This window comes from uncultured Finegoldia sp., from assembly GCF_947252345.1.
Taxonomy (GTDB): domain Bacteria; phylum Bacillota; class Clostridia; order Tissierellales; family Peptoniphilaceae; genus Finegoldia.
The window spans coordinates 1-15,478 of the sequence record NZ_CAMXVC010000003.1; the positions used below are offsets into that span (position 1 = coordinate 1).

The 15,478-nt window shown below is 33.7% G+C and carries 14 protein-coding genes and 1 pseudogene; 3 read left to right on the top strand and 12 right to left on the bottom strand.

All coding sequences use genetic code 11. From position 1 onward, the window contains the following. Positions 1-64: 64 nt before the first annotated feature. Positions 65-559 (bottom strand): threonine/serine exporter family protein, encoded by a 495-nt coding sequence (locus Q0X02_RS01105; protein ID WP_297810280.1) that lies wholly within the window; start codon positions 557-559, stop codon positions 65-67. Continuing rightward, entirely contained in the window at positions 559-1,353 is a 795-nt protein-coding gene (locus Q0X02_RS01110; RefSeq protein WP_297810283.1) for a threonine/serine exporter ThrE family protein, read from the bottom strand. The genes Q0X02_RS01105 and Q0X02_RS01110 overlap by 1 nt, the downstream gene beginning before the upstream one ends. A gap of 43 nt (positions 1,354-1,396) precedes the next feature. Between Q0X02_RS01110 and Q0X02_RS01115 the strand changes: the two genes are divergently transcribed. Further along, positions 1,397-1,900 carry a nitroreductase family protein gene (locus Q0X02_RS01115; protein ID WP_297810286.1) on the top strand — a complete coding sequence of 168 codons (504 nt, stop codon included), beginning with the start codon at positions 1,397-1,399 and terminating at the stop codon, positions 1,898-1,900. Positions 1,901-1,957: 57 nt separating this feature from the next. On the opposite strand, the gene Q0X02_RS01120 is transcribed toward Q0X02_RS01115, so the two are convergent. From Q0X02_RS01120 to ileS, 7 genes are all read right to left on the bottom strand, one after another. Continuing rightward, entirely contained in the window at positions 1,958-3,073 is a 1,116-nt protein-coding gene (locus tag Q0X02_RS01120) for an NADH:ubiquinone reductase (Na(+)-transporting) subunit F (protein ID WP_297810290.1), read from the bottom strand. 10 nt (positions 3,074-3,083) lie between these two features. Continuing rightward, a complete protein-coding gene (locus Q0X02_RS01125; RefSeq protein WP_297810293.1) occupies positions 3,084-3,668 on the bottom strand; it encodes an NADH:ubiquinone reductase (Na(+)-transporting) subunit E in 585 nt (194 codons plus the stop codon). Continuing rightward, positions 3,668-4,285 carry an NADH:ubiquinone reductase (Na(+)-transporting) subunit D gene (nqrD, locus tag Q0X02_RS01130; protein WP_297810297.1) on the bottom strand — a complete coding sequence of 206 codons (618 nt, stop codon included), beginning with the start codon at positions 4,283-4,285 and terminating at the stop codon, positions 3,668-3,670. The genes Q0X02_RS01125 and nqrD overlap by 1 nt, the downstream gene beginning before the upstream one ends. Next, positions 4,285-4,890, bottom strand: a complete 606-nt coding sequence (locus Q0X02_RS01135) for an FMN-binding protein (RefSeq protein ID WP_297810301.1) — start codon at positions 4,888-4,890, stop codon at positions 4,285-4,287. The genes nqrD and Q0X02_RS01135 overlap by 1 nt, the downstream gene beginning before the upstream one ends. Further along, positions 4,883-5,878: an RnfABCDGE type electron transport complex subunit D gene (locus Q0X02_RS01140; RefSeq protein WP_297810304.1), complete on the bottom strand. Its 996-nt coding sequence runs from the start codon at positions 5,876-5,878 to the stop codon at positions 4,883-4,885. The genes Q0X02_RS01135 and Q0X02_RS01140 overlap by 8 nt, the downstream gene beginning before the upstream one ends. A 253-nt stretch (positions 5,879-6,131) precedes the next feature. Continuing rightward, positions 6,132-7,184, bottom strand: coding sequence for a lysylphosphatidylglycerol synthase transmembrane domain-containing protein (locus Q0X02_RS01145; protein WP_297810307.1), 1,053 nt, complete (start codon positions 7,182-7,184; stop codon positions 6,132-6,134). A 133-nt stretch (positions 7,185-7,317) separates the two neighbouring features. After that, entirely contained in the window at positions 7,318-10,431 is a 3,114-nt protein-coding gene (ileS, locus tag Q0X02_RS01150; protein ID WP_297810310.1) for an isoleucine--tRNA ligase, read from the bottom strand. Positions 10,432-10,801: 370 nt separating this feature from the next. On the opposite strand from ileS, the gene Q0X02_RS01155 reads away from it, so the two are divergent. Further along, positions 10,802-11,161, top strand: a complete 360-nt coding sequence (locus Q0X02_RS01155; protein ID WP_297810313.1) for a DUF5684 domain-containing protein — start codon at positions 10,802-10,804, stop codon at positions 11,159-11,161. A gap of 8 nt (positions 11,162-11,169) precedes the next feature. After that, positions 11,170-12,720 (top strand): cell wall-binding repeat-containing protein, encoded by a 1,551-nt coding sequence (locus Q0X02_RS01160; RefSeq protein ID WP_297810316.1) that lies wholly within the window; start codon positions 11,170-11,172, stop codon positions 12,718-12,720. 151 nt (positions 12,721-12,871) lie between these two features. Here the strand turns inward: Q0X02_RS01160 and Q0X02_RS01165 are convergent. The 3 genes and pseudogenes from Q0X02_RS01165 to Q0X02_RS01175 all read right to left on the bottom strand — a co-directional run. Continuing rightward, a pseudogene (locus Q0X02_RS01165) lies at positions 12,872-12,973 on the bottom strand (IS200/IS605 family transposase); the annotation flags it as partial. 188 nt (positions 12,974-13,161) lie between these two features. Continuing rightward, on the bottom strand, positions 13,162-13,902 hold the full coding sequence (locus Q0X02_RS01170; protein ID WP_297810319.1) for an amino acid ABC transporter ATP-binding protein: 741 nt from the start codon (positions 13,900-13,902) through the stop codon (positions 13,162-13,164). Then, on the bottom strand, positions 13,892-15,472 hold the full coding sequence (locus Q0X02_RS01175; protein ID WP_297810322.1) for an ABC transporter substrate-binding protein/permease: 1,581 nt from the start codon (positions 15,470-15,472) through the stop codon (positions 13,892-13,894). The genes Q0X02_RS01170 and Q0X02_RS01175 overlap by 11 nt, the downstream gene beginning before the upstream one ends. Positions 15,473-15,478: the final 6 nt, after the last annotated feature.

Consider the following 15,478-nt stretch of genomic DNA (forward strand, 5'->3'; position numbering starts at 1 on the left):
TGCTTTTTGTTTTGCATTTTAAAAAGCACTTAACTTCAAGTGCTTTTATATGATAACAAGTTTTTTATTTTTTGTCAAGTGTTTTTTTATTTTTTATTTTGAATAAAGTATTTGTGTGTACGTGTTCAGTGGTGTTGTGTTTAATTGACCTAGATGATAATGATGCAACAAGTATTCCAAGAGCAATGCTCGCTGCAAATAGCATAGCGTTTTTTGCGTGTGTGAAAGCTAATGTTGAGTTTTGTTGAATCGTGTAGTACATTGTGTAGTACATATCCGCTCCTGGAACTAATGAAATTATTCCAGGGATTACAAAAACTGTTACTGGCATTTGAATTTTTCTTGATGAAATTTCCCCGATTATTCCTACTGCAACTGATGCAAATAATGCGGAAATAAATTTGTTGTTTAATATTTCTGTGAAATTTTTGTAAATAAACCAGCTTACAAATCCTGAAAGTAGTACTATTTTGTATGATTTTTTTGGAGAGTCATAAAATAGAGAAAATCCCAATGTCGCTAATGAAGATACTATAGATTCTATTATTATTTTTATCATTATAGTGCCTCCATTAATACTGCGAAGTAGAGTATGCTACCTACTCCAAGTGCTATACTTAGAGCCGTGATTATTGCGTTAATCATGGAGCTTATTCCAGATAATAAATCGCCGCTGAGTACATCTCGCACTGAATTTGTTATGGATACTCCCGGAACAAATGGCATTATACATCCTATTATTATGCTATCTAAGTTTAATTTAATATCACAGGCAGAAAATAATTTTATTGTTAATAAGCTCAATAGTGTCGTAAATGCTACAGTTATGTAAGTTGTGACAAATTGCGGATTTTCTTTCATTTGGAAAAATCTATAAACCACCATTTCTAATAAAGATATTATAAATGCAAGCACGGGTTCGATTATTCCTCCTACTAATAAATTAGAAAATAATCCTGATGCTAGTGCTGCTCCTATAATGTGCATATATTTATTTACATTTCTTGTGTCAATTTTTTTTATTATGTCAATAGATTCTTGTAGTGTGTATTTGTCTTTGACAAAATTTCTCGAAAAATTATTAATTTCGTGTATTTTCCATAAATTTGTCGCTTTTGGAATAGTTCTTCTCATTGTCACAAGGTCTCCGAAATCAAAGCTCAGGCAAATTATTATGCAGGTATAAGATACAAATACGTTTATTTTATTTACCATTTGAATGCTAGCACTCATTCTGAAAGCTGTATCTTCTACTCTATAAGTTTCTGCCCCGCTCTCAAGTAAAATCCTTGCTGTGTCTGCAACTATTTCTAAAAGATTTTGGCAATCTTGTTTTGTTTTTACGAATTGCAAATTATCTCCCCCAGTATTAAAATTATATCACAAGGAGGACTTTATGGATATTATTAAAAATAGAAGGTCTCGAAGAAATTTTACATCTCAGAAAGTTTCATTTGATGATTTGTCTCAAATTGTCGAAGCAGGAACTTTTGCTCCAACCGGAATGAATATGCAGGATAATATATTGGTTGCTATTTCTGATGACGATGTTTTGGACAATTTATTGAAAGCGATTAGATGCCATTTGAACAACCAAAATTACAACGGCTTTTACAACTGCAAAAATATGATTCTTGTCCTCAGCCATTTTGACAATAGAAATAAAAAATTTGATTGTGGCTGTATAATGCAAAATATGATGTTAAAAGCTTGTGAGTTGAATGTTGCCAATGTGTGGATTAATCAATTTTATGATTCATTTGACAGTAAGCCTATTAGAGATTTTCTCGATTCTATTGACGTTGATGATAAATATGAAATAACTTGTGCGTTAGCTTTGGGCTACAGTAATGAAATTCCAAAGACAAAGTTTAACAAATTTAAAACTGTATTTATTTAAAAAAGATCGATTGAATTTATGATTTAATTTCAAATCATTTTCAATCGATCTTTTGTTTTAGAAGTTATCGTAATAAATTCTATCGTCAGTTACTCCAACTTCGTTTAGTGCTTTTGTCAAAGATTCTATCATTCGTGGAGAACCGCACAAGTAAGCTGAACTGTTTTTCCCTGTTTCTTTGCAATATTTTTTGATTGCATCGTCAGCATGTCCCGTATCTCCTTGCCAATTCATTTCCGGCGTCGTTCTTGACAATACCGGAATAAATTTGAAATCGTACAAGTCTTCTTCAAACTGTTTCAATTCGTCTAGCAAGAATAAATCATCTGGTGTTTTGGCTCCGAAGTAGAATCTCGCTTTTCTTTTTATATCGTGGTCTCTCATATGATTTAGGATAGATCTTATTGGCGCAAATCCCGTTCCTGCTGCTCCTAAGATTATTTCAGTGTCTTCGTCGTGATAGTAGAAATCACCATAAGGTCCATTTATTGTGACTTTGTCGCCTTCTTTAAGAATTTTGTGGCAATAAGTTGTACAAATCCCTTTTGTATAGCCTATTAATAATTCAATGTGTTTTTCGTCTCTTATACTTGATGCAATAGAATACGCTCTGAATACTTCTTCGTCAGACGCTTCATATCCATCGCCTTTTGGATATTCTTCTGCTTTTAATTGGACATATTGACCCGGTTTAAATTTGATTGTCTCTCCTTCTGGTAATTCAAATCTAAATTTTGTGATTCTATCAGTCAATGGTAATTTTTCGACAAGAGTTGTCTGATATTCTTTTACATTGAATAGTTCTTCTGGAATTTGAATCGATATGTCCTTTTTTACTTTAACTTGGCAAGAAAGTCTCACATTGCTGTTTAATTCTTCTTCTGTCAACATTGGCTTTTCAGTTGCAAGTACAGGGCCTGCCCCTTCTAGCACTTTTACTTTACAATATCCACACGAGCCTTTTCCTCCACATGCAGAAGGGATGAATACTTTTTGATTTCTCAAAGTTGACAATAAGCTATCTCCGCCATCTACTGTAAATTCTTTGTCGTTGTTTATAGTTAGTTTGACTTCTCCATAATCTGCGATGTATTTGTCGGCATACGATAAAAGCAATGCAAATGCTGCACATAAGATGGATACTACGATTGTTGTTATAATTATTTGTTGCATAATACGCTCCTTATGATATTTGCACAATTCCTGAGAATCCGATGAATGCCATCGCCATTATACCAGTTATTATCAATGTTATAGGTGGTCCTTGAAGTCCTTTTGGAACTGATGTTTCTTTTATTTTAGCTCTGATTGCTGCCATTGATACAATTGCAAGCATCCATCCAAGTCCACTTCCGATTGCAAATCCTACTGTTTGTAAGAAGTTGTAATTTCTAATAACCATAAACAAACTTACGCCTAGTATTGCGCAGTTTACTGTGATTAGTGGCAAGAAAATTCCAAGCGCGTAGTATAAATTTGGAATGTATTTTTCCAATACCATTTCCAACAATTGTACAAATGCTGCAATTGAAATGATGAAAATAATATATCGCAAATATTCTATGTTGAATCTCACAACCAACTTGTATAAGAAAAAATTGATTATCGTCGTAATTGTCAATACAAATGTTACTGCTATTCCCAATCCTGTTGCAGTTTCAATTTCTTTACTCACTGCGATGAATGAACACATTCCTAAAAAGTTAGAAAAAATCATATTTGAAGTAAAGATTGATGCAAAAAATATTACTAAAGGACTTATCGTCATTACTTAGCATCTCCTTCCTTTTGTTTTAAATGCGTGTTTGCAATCCACATAATAATAGGTAAAATGAAGAATGCTGCTGGTGGCATAACCATCATAGTCCAAGGGACAAAATTTGTTGGCATTATTCTAAATCCAAAAACACTTCCAAATCCGAATAATTCTCTGATTATAGCAATAGTAACGAGTACTGCTGTATAACCTAATCCCGAGGAAACACCGTCTACAAAACTGCTAACTGGGTCGTTTGAAATTGCAAAAGCTTCTGCTCGTCCCATTATGATACAGTTAGTTATAATCAATCCGACATAAGGTCCCAATGTTTTGCTCATTTCGGGCATATAAGCTTTCAAGAAAATATCTACGATTATTACAAAAAACGCAATAATAAATACTTGCACCATCATACGAATGTGTTTTGGTGTTACTTTTCTCAGTAAGCTTATCAAAAACGATGAGCAACCTGTTACAAAGGAAAGCGCAAGCCCCATTACAAGAGAGTTCATACAAAGGTTTGTCACAGCCAATGTAGAACAGATGCCTATTACTTGAATAAGAACGGGGTTGTCTTCTAGTAAGCCACTTTTTAATAATTTAGAATATTTATTTGAACTAGCCATTATTTTCCTCCATTCTTAATAAATTCATTGACATCTTCGTTAATCATATTGACTACAAATGTAGATGTTTGAGTGGCACCGCTTATCGCATCTATATTTCCACCATTTGCCGGTCTGTTGATTACGATTTTACCATCGACAGGATTTGAAATGTCCAAGCCTCTGTATTGGTTTTTGTATTCATCTTCCGTAATACGTCCACCTAATCCTGGAGTCTCTTCTTGTTTGATAAATTCGATGCCGACGATTTTTTTCATATCTTTTGTTATTCCAACATATCCACTTATTGAACCCCAAAGTCCAGGTCCGTTTACCGGAACGGCGTAAGATTTTTCTTCGCCATTTTGTTTTAAAATGTAAAGTTTACTGTCTTTGTAGTCTTCTTCAACCACATTGTCTTTGAATGTCTTATCTATATTAGATGCCGATGTGTCTTTTGGTAAAATATTAAAAACATTCAAAATCTTGTGTTTTAATTCTATATCCTGATTGAATTTTACCGTAGGAGTTGTAACTTGATTTAACAAAGCCAATGCCAATGTCAAAACCAAAGTCAATCCCAACATAAATAATACTGGATATACGACTGATTTTTTCTTAGCCATTAACCTTGACCTCCTTATTCGATTTTGCTTTTTGATTAGCTTGGATTTTATTGACGCAGTAATCCACAATTGGTGCAAATGTGTTTCCAATTAATACGGCAAACATAACTCCACCAGCAAATAATGCGAATCCACGAATAATCACTGTTACGATTCCAATAATGAAGCCATAAATCCATTTTCCAATTGTTGTCTTGGCTGCAGATACTGGGTCTGTTGCCATAAACACTGTTCCAAACAAAAATCCTCCCATCAACATTCCATAAATTGGATTTGGTACGGAAGTCACACCAACTGCATTAAAAATCAAACTCAATGCACAAAAACCTACAACACTTCCTGCCATAATTTGCCAACTCGCCACTTTTTTATAAATCAAATAGATTGCTGCGAGAATAATCAAAACTTTACAAGTTTCTCCAATTACACCAGGAATTTGCCCTAAAATCATCGTAGGAATCGACTCAAAAGAAGAATTTACTTTGAATGCAGTCATTGGAGTTGGCTGTGTCATAGAATCCAATGATTGTGTCAAATAAGTTCCAAAACCTCCCGGAAATCCTCCGACAGCCTTGTTCCAATATATTGTCATTTGTTGTGGAAAATTAACGTAAATAAATACACGAGCAACTAATGCTGGATTGAAAACATTTTTTGCAAATCCCCCAAAAACCATTTTCCCGAAGAATATACCAAATGCGATACCCACAGCTGAAATCCAATAAGGAATTTGTGCTGGAAGTGTCATTGTGAAAAGACACGATGTTACAATGGCAGCTTCGGAGATTTTCTTTCTGTTGAATATTTTGGCGTTAGAAAAATATTCAACGACGCATGCGACAATTATGTTCAGCAAAAATAAAGCTAACACTCTTAGCCCATAAAAATAAATCGCTACCAGTGCGATTGGCAACAGAGCGTACATAACCGGATGCATCATTTTCTGTTTCATAAAATACTTATTATAAAACTCTTTCAAATCATTCACCCCTCATAAAAATTTAATATATGTGAAATCCATAATATTACAGATTTATTTGTGATTTGGTTCATAAAAAAAGTATTATTTTACTTTTGAAAACTAGTGCAAAAACAAATTATGATATTTTTTCAAAAATTTTATTTTTTTCGCTTAAAATATTACATATAAATATTATACCCATTAACTCTCTTAAATATTTACTATTTTCGAAATCACAAAAAAATCGACCCATTAATTAAAATAAGTCGATTTTTGAAAATTAATTTTCATTTACATTTATGAGTTTGTTATTCTTTTGAAATTTTTTCTTGTCGGTCTTTACCAACAAAAAGTACAGCCCAGCAATCGGAACAGCCAAATAAAAAGTTACAAATCTATTGATTGCCATAATTGTAAAAGCAAGTGTTTTGGGCATAAAAGCAGAGTACACAAGCATCATACTTCCTTCGATTACGCCTACTCCTCCAGGTATGTGCACGCTTTCAAATGAAATCGTCACAACAGCTTGAATCAAAACCATCGTCATAAAACTGTATGCGTTAAGGCCCAATGATTTGTACAAAATCGCCGGTATCGCAAATGAGAACATCAACATAGGAATTGATATTGACAGTAATTTAAAGAAAACTTTCTTGTTGTTAATTAAAAACTTTCCGAAATTTTTGTGTTCATCAATTGTTTTGGATATTTCGTCTTCAGATTTGCTGAATCTTCGCAAAAATTTGACCTTAGAAAAAATTTCGTTGAAAAATTTTATCACTTTGGCCGCTAAATTGCTGTTGAACATCAAAAATCCTATTGCAATAACAAGTATTATTTGACACATAATTCCATAAATTACGAGATATTTAAACTCAGATATCGATGCTATTTGTCTGACCAATCCACATACCATTGCTACAAAAAATATTATAACCATCGACAGATGATATATCCAATTAAAAGAAAGTAGTGAATTGATTGTAGTCAACGAATCAATATTATCGCCTCTCATGGTGTGGTATTGGAGAGGTTGTCCCAAGCTTCCACCTGGTGAAATCATACTGAAAAAATAATCTGTGAATGTATATCCAAAGCATCTTCTAAATGATACATCATAGCCTTGAATTTTGAGTAAATACTTATAAGAAATAGCCTCTAACAAAAAAAACATAAACATAGTCAGTATACATCCTGCCATAAATATACTTCCCACTTTTTTTATTGTCTCAAAAGCATCGTCAACCCCTATTTTGCTTTTTATGAAAAAAATTATTCCCAAACTGAATGCAAATACTAAAATTGCCCTTATAATCGTGTTTTTGTTTTTCATTATATCCCCCGTATGTTATATAGATTACCATCAATATAATACAGTTGCAAGATTTTTCTAAAATTATTGATTTTTTGTAACTATTTGCGCTCATAAATTAAAATAGCCCGCTGAATTTCAGCAGGCTAGATTATTATTTAGTAACAACTTCAACTTTAATTTTTACTTTTTCTCCATTCAAATCAACTTCTTCACCTTCGACATTTTCATCTAATTTAATATCTACAGTTAGAGTTTCGTCTTTGATGAAGTCTTTGTATTTTTCAATTGCTTGTTTTATTTTGTCTGTTGGATTGATAGAGATTGTGATGTTGTCTAGTACATCAAAATCATTGGCTTTTCTCATTTGTTGAACCTTACTTACAAGTTCACGTGCATATCCTTCCATTAATAAATCATCAGTGATTTCTGTATCCAAGATTACGAAATAATCTCCTTGCATTGTCACATCGAAGCCTTCTTTTGAGTTGATTCTAACATCTACATAATCTCTTTTGATTTCGACATCTTCTCCGTCTAAGTTGATAGTCATATCAGATTTGTCAAGTCGACTTACAAATTCCTTCGCGTCAACATCTTTCAAATAATTGCCAAAGGATTTGATGTGTTTTCCGAGAATACTTCCAGCAACTTTGAAGTTAGGTTTTAATTCGTAATTCATAAATTCAGACAAATCTTTCTTGTATTCGATGTCTTTTAAGTTGATTTCTTCTTTTATTAAATCCTTGAATTCTTCGATTTTTTCTCTGAATCTTTCATCTAGGACTATTTTCTTCAACGGTTGACGAACTTTGATATTAACCTCTTCACGAGAAGCTCTCGCAAGAGTTACAAAAGTTCTGACAATTTCCATTCTTTCCTCTAATTTTTTGTCGATTAACTCTTCATTTACTTTGTCAAAATAAGCCAAGTGAACTGATTTTTCGCCTGTCAAATCGTGATACATTTCTTCTGCAATAAAAGGAGTGAATGGCGCGATTAATTTTGTGAGTCCTACAAGTATTTCGTAAGTTGTGTTGTAGACTGCCTTTTTGTCAGTGTCCATTTCTGTTTTCCAAAATCTTCTTCTGTTACGTCTGATGTACCAGTTCGATAAATCTTCGATGACAAAATTAGAAATTTCACGTGCGACTTTTGTGTAATCGAAATTGTCCATATTTTCAAAGTAGAATTTTTCCAAGTTAGTAAATTTCGACAAAATCCACTTGTCAATAACAGCTCTGTCTTTATATTCTACAAAATATTCTGTAGGGTCTGTTTCGTCTGTTGTTGCATACATTTGGAAGAAATTGTAAGTGTTTCTAAATGACCTGAAGAATTTACTTTCAACTTCTTTCAATCCATCTACGTCAAATTTTGTTGGAATCCAAGGTGGAGAAACGTAAAGTGAGTAAAATCTTACAACATCTGCTCCATATTTGTCGAATAATTCAATAGGGTCTATTGTGTTGCCTCTTGATTTACTCATCTTCTTACCGTCTTTATCCAAGATTAAATCATTTACCATAACATTTTTGTATGGTGATTTGCCAGTTATCATTGTAGATATCGCCAACAGCGAATAGAACCATCCACGTGTTTGGTCAATTCCTTCGTTGATGAAATCAGCCGGAAATACTTTGTCAAAATCATCTTTGTGTTCAAATGGCCAATGTTGTTGTGCAAATGGCATCGCTCCTGAATCAAACCAAACATCTATTACGTCTTTTTCTCTTGTCATAACTTCTCCACATTCAGGACATTTAATGTGAACGTCATCAACGTATGGTCTGTGTAATTCGATATTTTCATCGATATCTTCTATTGCCAATTCTTTTAATTCTTTTCTCGAACCAACAGAAAGGGTGTGATTACATTTTTCACATTTCCAAATATTTAATGGAGTTCCCCAATATCTGTTTCTTGAAATTGCCCAATCTTTAATATTTTCAAGCCAATTTCCAAATCTTCCTTCACCTACGTGTTCTGGATGCCAATGTACGCCATTATTATTTTCAACCAATTTGTCTTTTAACTTGCTAACCTCGATATACCATGATGGTTTTGAATAATAAATAAGTGGTGTATGACATCTCCAGCAGTGCGGATAGTTGTGTTCTATTTTTTGCTTTTTAAATAATTTATTTTCATCTCTTAGTCTTTGAAGAACTTCTGGGTCAGTGTCCATAACGTGTTGGCCAGCCCATGGGCCTCCGATGAATTTTCCTTCTTCGTCAACAGGATTGATAAGTGGCATATCGTATTTTCTTCCCGTTTGATAGTCGTCTTCTCCGAAAGCAGGAGCTGTGTGAACAATTCCTGTACCGTCTTCAACGGTTACATAATCTGCCAAAGTTACGTAAAATGCTTTTTTGTTGACTTCATAAATTGGTAAAAGTTGTTCATATTCCATAAACTCCATATCTTTACCTTTTAATTCTTTTAATAATTTATAATCTTCACCTTCGTGACCCAACAAATCATGAGCTTTGTTTTTTGCGAGATATAATTTCTCGCCGTCTTTTTCGGCTAAAATGTAATCTATATCTGGATGAACTGTCAAGCAAACATTTGATGGCAATGTCCATGGAGTTGTAGTCCATGCCAAGAAATATTCGTCTGCATCTTTTCTCTTGAATTTTACATAAGCAGTAGTTGTTTTTATATTTTCATATCCTTGTGCAACTTCGTGAGATGCAAGACCTGTACCACATCTTGGACAGTAAGGAAGAATTTTTGCTCCTTCGTAAATCAAACCATCCTTGTACATTTTATCTAACAACGCCCAGACAGATTCGATGTAATCATTGTCCAATGTGATGTAAGGATTATCCATATCGACATTGTATGCCATTCTGTCTGACATTTCTTGCCATTTTTCTCTGTAAGCAAATACGGATTTTTTACATTCTTCGTTGAACTTTTCTATGCCGTAATTTTCGATTTCTTTCTTATCGTGAAGACCGAGTTTCTTTTCAACTTCGATTTCAACTGGAAGACCGTGAGTATCCCATCCTGCTTTTTTGTAAACTTTATATCCTTGCATTGTTTTGTATCTGCAAGTCATATCCTTCAACGTTCTACTGATAACGTGATGTATACCAGGCTTACCATTGGCTGTTGGAGGGCCATCGTAAAATACATATCTATTGTCTTCGTCTCTGCTGTTGTAAGTTTCATTCAAAAGGTCTATCTCTTTCCAATACTTACTAGTCGCCTGTTCACGTTCTTTAACAGGTTTCTTAGAAAGTTCCTTAAACTTTTTCATACATTATCTCCTTATAAAATAAAATTAAAAAATCCCTTGGAAAATAAATTCCAAGGGACGAATAAACCGCGGTACCACCCTAATTGTGTAAACCTCTCATTTCTTGTAACGTCAAGTGACACGCACAGACCTATTAGACCTGTGAGCTTCTTTCAGATGATTCAAATACTCTATAATTTATCCTTCTCACCAAACAGGATTCTCTGTAAAATCAATCAAATATTTCGTTCTGAGCACAGCTTTTAATAAAAGTATGATAATACATTTTTAATAATTTGTCAAATTTTTATGAGAAATATGCAAAATTTTTTCATCATACTTTTTAAAAAAAAGATTTCCAATGGTATAATATAAAAAAGGAGTGATGCAAATGGCTTTGGTAATTATGGCTTTGCCTGTAATTTTAATTTTATCTTTAATTAACATAATAGGAATGTGGAAAATGTTTGAAAAAGCAGGAATTTTTGGATTGTGGAGTTTAATTCCAATAGTAAACGTGTGGCTTTTATTTAAAATAGTTTACGGAACAGGAATCGTATCGTTGACTTTACTGATACCAGTCATAAATATTTTAGTTATTTTACATTTAAATTATTCACAAGTAAAAGTTTTCGGCTACGATGAATTTTTAATGAAAATCGTATCTCTATTTTTCCCAGATTTGATAAGAGTATATCTCGGATGGAGTTGTGCTGAGTATGTTGGCCCATTGAATAGTTTGAACAAATAGGTATTAGAATGAAAAATTTATTTAAACAGATAACAGTATTTGCAATTTTGACAATCTTATCGCTTACAACTTCAATCGAAAGTTTTGCCCAAAAAAATGTAGAAAAAGTATTGTTTGAAGGTGCAAACAGATATGAAACCGCTGTGAGAATTTCTTCTTACACTTATCCAGTAAAATCAGGCAATGTAATATTGGTAAATTCAGAAAAAATCTCGGACTCATTGTCCGTTGGCTTACTCGCTAAAAGACTAAATTGTCCAATACTTTTGACAGATTACGATGAATTAAACGCATCGACTTTAAAAGAGATTAAACGATTGAAATCATCGAATATTATACTTATCGGCGGCAAAAAAAGCATCTCAAATTCACAAGAACGACTTCTTTGTTCGAAAGGATATAATACCAAAAGAATTTCTGGTAAGGATAGGATAGAGACCTCTTTTCAAATAGCAACTGAGGTTTCAAAATTAAACAAAGGCAAAAATTTCGACAAAGCATTTGTAGTTCATTCTAGAAAATCAATTGTCGATGCCGCAACTATTAGCAGCGTATCTTGTAAATTAAACAGTCCTATCTTGTTTATCGATGAGAACATCAAGTCGTTCAATGAAAAATACGCTAAATTCAATTTCAAAAAAATTTTTTTGATTGGTGGTCATACTTCCAAATTCAAATCAAATTTTAAAAATGCTTCATTGATTTTCGGCAACAACAGAAATGACACCAGCTTTAAAATAGCTGACCAGTTTTACAAAAATTCCAGTTCAATATTCATCGCTAAAAACGGCGAAAAAAACTCATCTGAACTCATCGATTGCGTAACCGTTGCACCTACGGCAGCTATGGAGAACTCACCAATTATTTTTGTATCAAAAAATAGTCCACTTAGTAAGAATGAAAAAATTTTATTTGACAAATTCGATATTCATAAAATCACATTAGTCGGTGGAGGATTGAGAGAAAAGTTTAGTGAAATCGTCGAACAGAACACCTTGAAAAAAGATTATGTACTATTAAAAGTAGCACAAATCAATCAAAACAAAGCAGGATTGCCTATGGGCTGTGAAGCAGCTTCTCTTTTGCAATGTCTGCACTACAAAAATATAAAAAAAGACACAAATGTAAAACAATTCATAAAAGAAATGCCACTAGCATCTGATGGCAATCCAAACCACGGATTTGCGGGTTCTCCTTTTAATATTGACGAAAAAATCTACCAGTCAATATTTCCTGAGCCTTTGACAAAATGGGCAAATAGATACACAAAAGCCGAGAACATATCCGGACAATCTTCTGAACAGATAAGACAGGAAATAGCAAAGGGAAACCCTGTAATATTTTTCGGAACATACAAATTTCGAAAACCGACATTCAAGGATTACTTCTGGGGCAAAAACGCCCTCTATAACGCTCACGTAATGGTTGTGGATGGATACGATAGAAACAGAATGCACATCATAGACCCCGCAGAAGATAAACCAAATGGTTATTGGGTATCTCGTTCAATCTTCGACAGCCGATATAATATCAAAAAATATGCTGTGGTCGTTAGGTAATTCATTGTCAACAGCAATCGACTTATCTTGCGATTTCTTAATTTCTAACGCACAAATCATAACCACCAACACGTGAATTGACTTTTTAAGTCAAACTTTATAGTCAGTTCAATGTGCTGGTGGTTTTCTTTTAAAAACCCACATAATATTATACATCTTGTTTTAATTTCCCCCATATTATTAGTCTGCGCATTTTAAATACTATATTGTATTTACAATTCCATCTTGTGTGCGATAAACTACTAATATCTATTAGGATGATAACCTCCTTTGTTAATATGCCAAGCTTTTCAGGCAACACTATTCTATCATAGGAGGTTATATTTTGCTTTAAGCTAAAGCTAATGTCTTCCACCTGCATAGTGGATTTTTGTTTCGCATTAGTTCGGTCAACTCACTTAAGTGAAAAAAATCTCCCTTATTTTAATAAGGGAGAAAATTTTAATTATTCAAATAATTTTTCAAAAATTCTTTTACTCTTTCGTGTTTTGGATTTGTGAACATTGTGAATGGGTCTGTGTCTTCGATAATGTAACCTTCGTTCATAAAACAAACTCTCGTTGACACATCTCTTGCAAATTGCATTTCGTGCGTCACGACAACCATTGTCATTCCGGATTCTGCAAGTTTCGTCATTACTTGTAAGACATCATTCACCATTTCTGGGTCAAGTGCCGATGTTGGCTCGTCAAATAGCAAAACTTCAGGATTCATACACAACGCCCTTGCTATTGCAACTCTTTGTTTTTGTCCGCCTGACAACATACTTGGTTTTTTGTTTTTGTGTTCAATCATTCCAACGAGGTCCAAATACTTCTCTGCTTCTTTTATTGCAGATTGCCTGTCTCTCTTTAACACTTTTATCTGTGCAATTGTGCAATTTTCAATAACAGTCATATTTTCAAATAAATAAAATTGTTGAAACACCATTCCAACTTTTGACCTGTATTTGTTTTGATCAAACTTCGAAGAAAGTATGGATTCTCCGTGGTATTTTATGTCCCCTCCGTTTGGTTTTTCGAGAAGATTTATACATCTTAGCATCGTCGATTTTCCCGAACCAGAAGAACCAATTATCGATAAAACTTCGCCTTTTGAAATAGTAAAATCAATATCTTTTAGTACTTCTACACCATTGTAACTTTTTTTCAAGTGTTGTAATTCGATGATTTTATTTTCCATTGAACATACCTCCAGTCGTAGATTCCATTACGTATTCTCTGTTGTAAGCTTTTTTCTCGATAAGCAACAAAATTCTTGTCAATGAGAATGTCAACACAAAATATATCACGCAAGTAACGGCATATGTCTCGAAAATATTATATGTTGAACCTGCAATTGATTTTGACACGAAGAACAATTCTGTAACGCTGATTACATTCAATACTGACGTGTCTTTTATGTTGATTACAAACTCATTGCCTATTGATGGCAATATATTTTTGATAGCTTGTGGCAATATTACATAAATCATAGACTGTGCGTGTGTCATACCGACAGCCTTGCAGGCTTCCATTTGTCCAACATCGATTGAATTAATTCCGCCTCTGACAACTTCTGACAAGTACGCTCCAGTGTTTATGCTAACGATGAATAGTGCCGCACTAATTGGTGCCATATCGATCCCCAAATATAATTTTGCTCCGAAGTAAATCAACATCGCTTGAACCATCATCGGAGTTCCTCTGAATACTTCAACATAACAAGCCAAAATGAAGTTGATTAGTTTGTGCAAACAATATGAGAATTTGTTCTTATCCTTGTCGAGCTTCATATTTCTGATAACCGCAACCACTATTCCAATTAAAAATCCCACTATTGTCGACACACTTGCAATAAATAATGTCATCAAAGCTCCTTTTATAAATAGGGAACCGTACTCGTTGAAAATATCCTTCACCTTGGCAAAAAACCCTTGTGGCTTGTCCTTTTCAACGTTGAGTCTAACCATTTCTTTCATCAACTTATCTCTATCTTCAGGAGTTATTTTCTTCAATGCTTCGTTGATTTGTGCAGTCAATTTAGAATTTTTCTTAACACCAATTGCTATTGATGTGTCTTCAATTGATGTCTTAAATCCTAGTCCTTTGCCAAATTCAATGTATGAAAGCTCAGCATTTGAAGCTTCTGCACTCAATGCTTGTGGCTTTTCAGCTACATATCCATCTATTTTTTCCGCAAGCACAGCAGAAATCATAGAAGGAAAATTTTCCATCGCAGCTTGCTTGTCCACTCCTTTTATCTGGTCAATGACAGAGTAGTGAAAAGTGTTCAATTGTCCAGTGATTTTTGCATCTTTCAAATCATCAAGCTTTTTAGCTTTCAAATATTTATTATTTTTCTTGGTTACAATTACCAAATCGGAACTGTAATAAGTGTCCGAAAAATCTATCTGCTGTTTTCTTTCCTTTGTAGGACTCATACCGGCGATAATCGCATCAACTTTGCCACTCATAACTGCAGGTGCAAGTCCGTCCCATTCCATCTTCACGACAACAAGCTTTTTGTTCAAACTCTTTGCTATCAGTTTTGCAATTTGAAGGTCGTATCCGTTAGCGTATTCGCCTTTACTGTTTTCAATTGGATAAGCGCCATTCTTGTCCGTTGCCTGTGACCAGTTAAATGGTGCGTAATTTGCCTCCATACCAATAACAAATGTATCTCCTTGTGCAAAAGATTCACTGTTTACGAAAACCAATGTCATCATCATTATTACAACGAAACTCATTAGTTTTCTAATCATATTTTTCATTTGCTC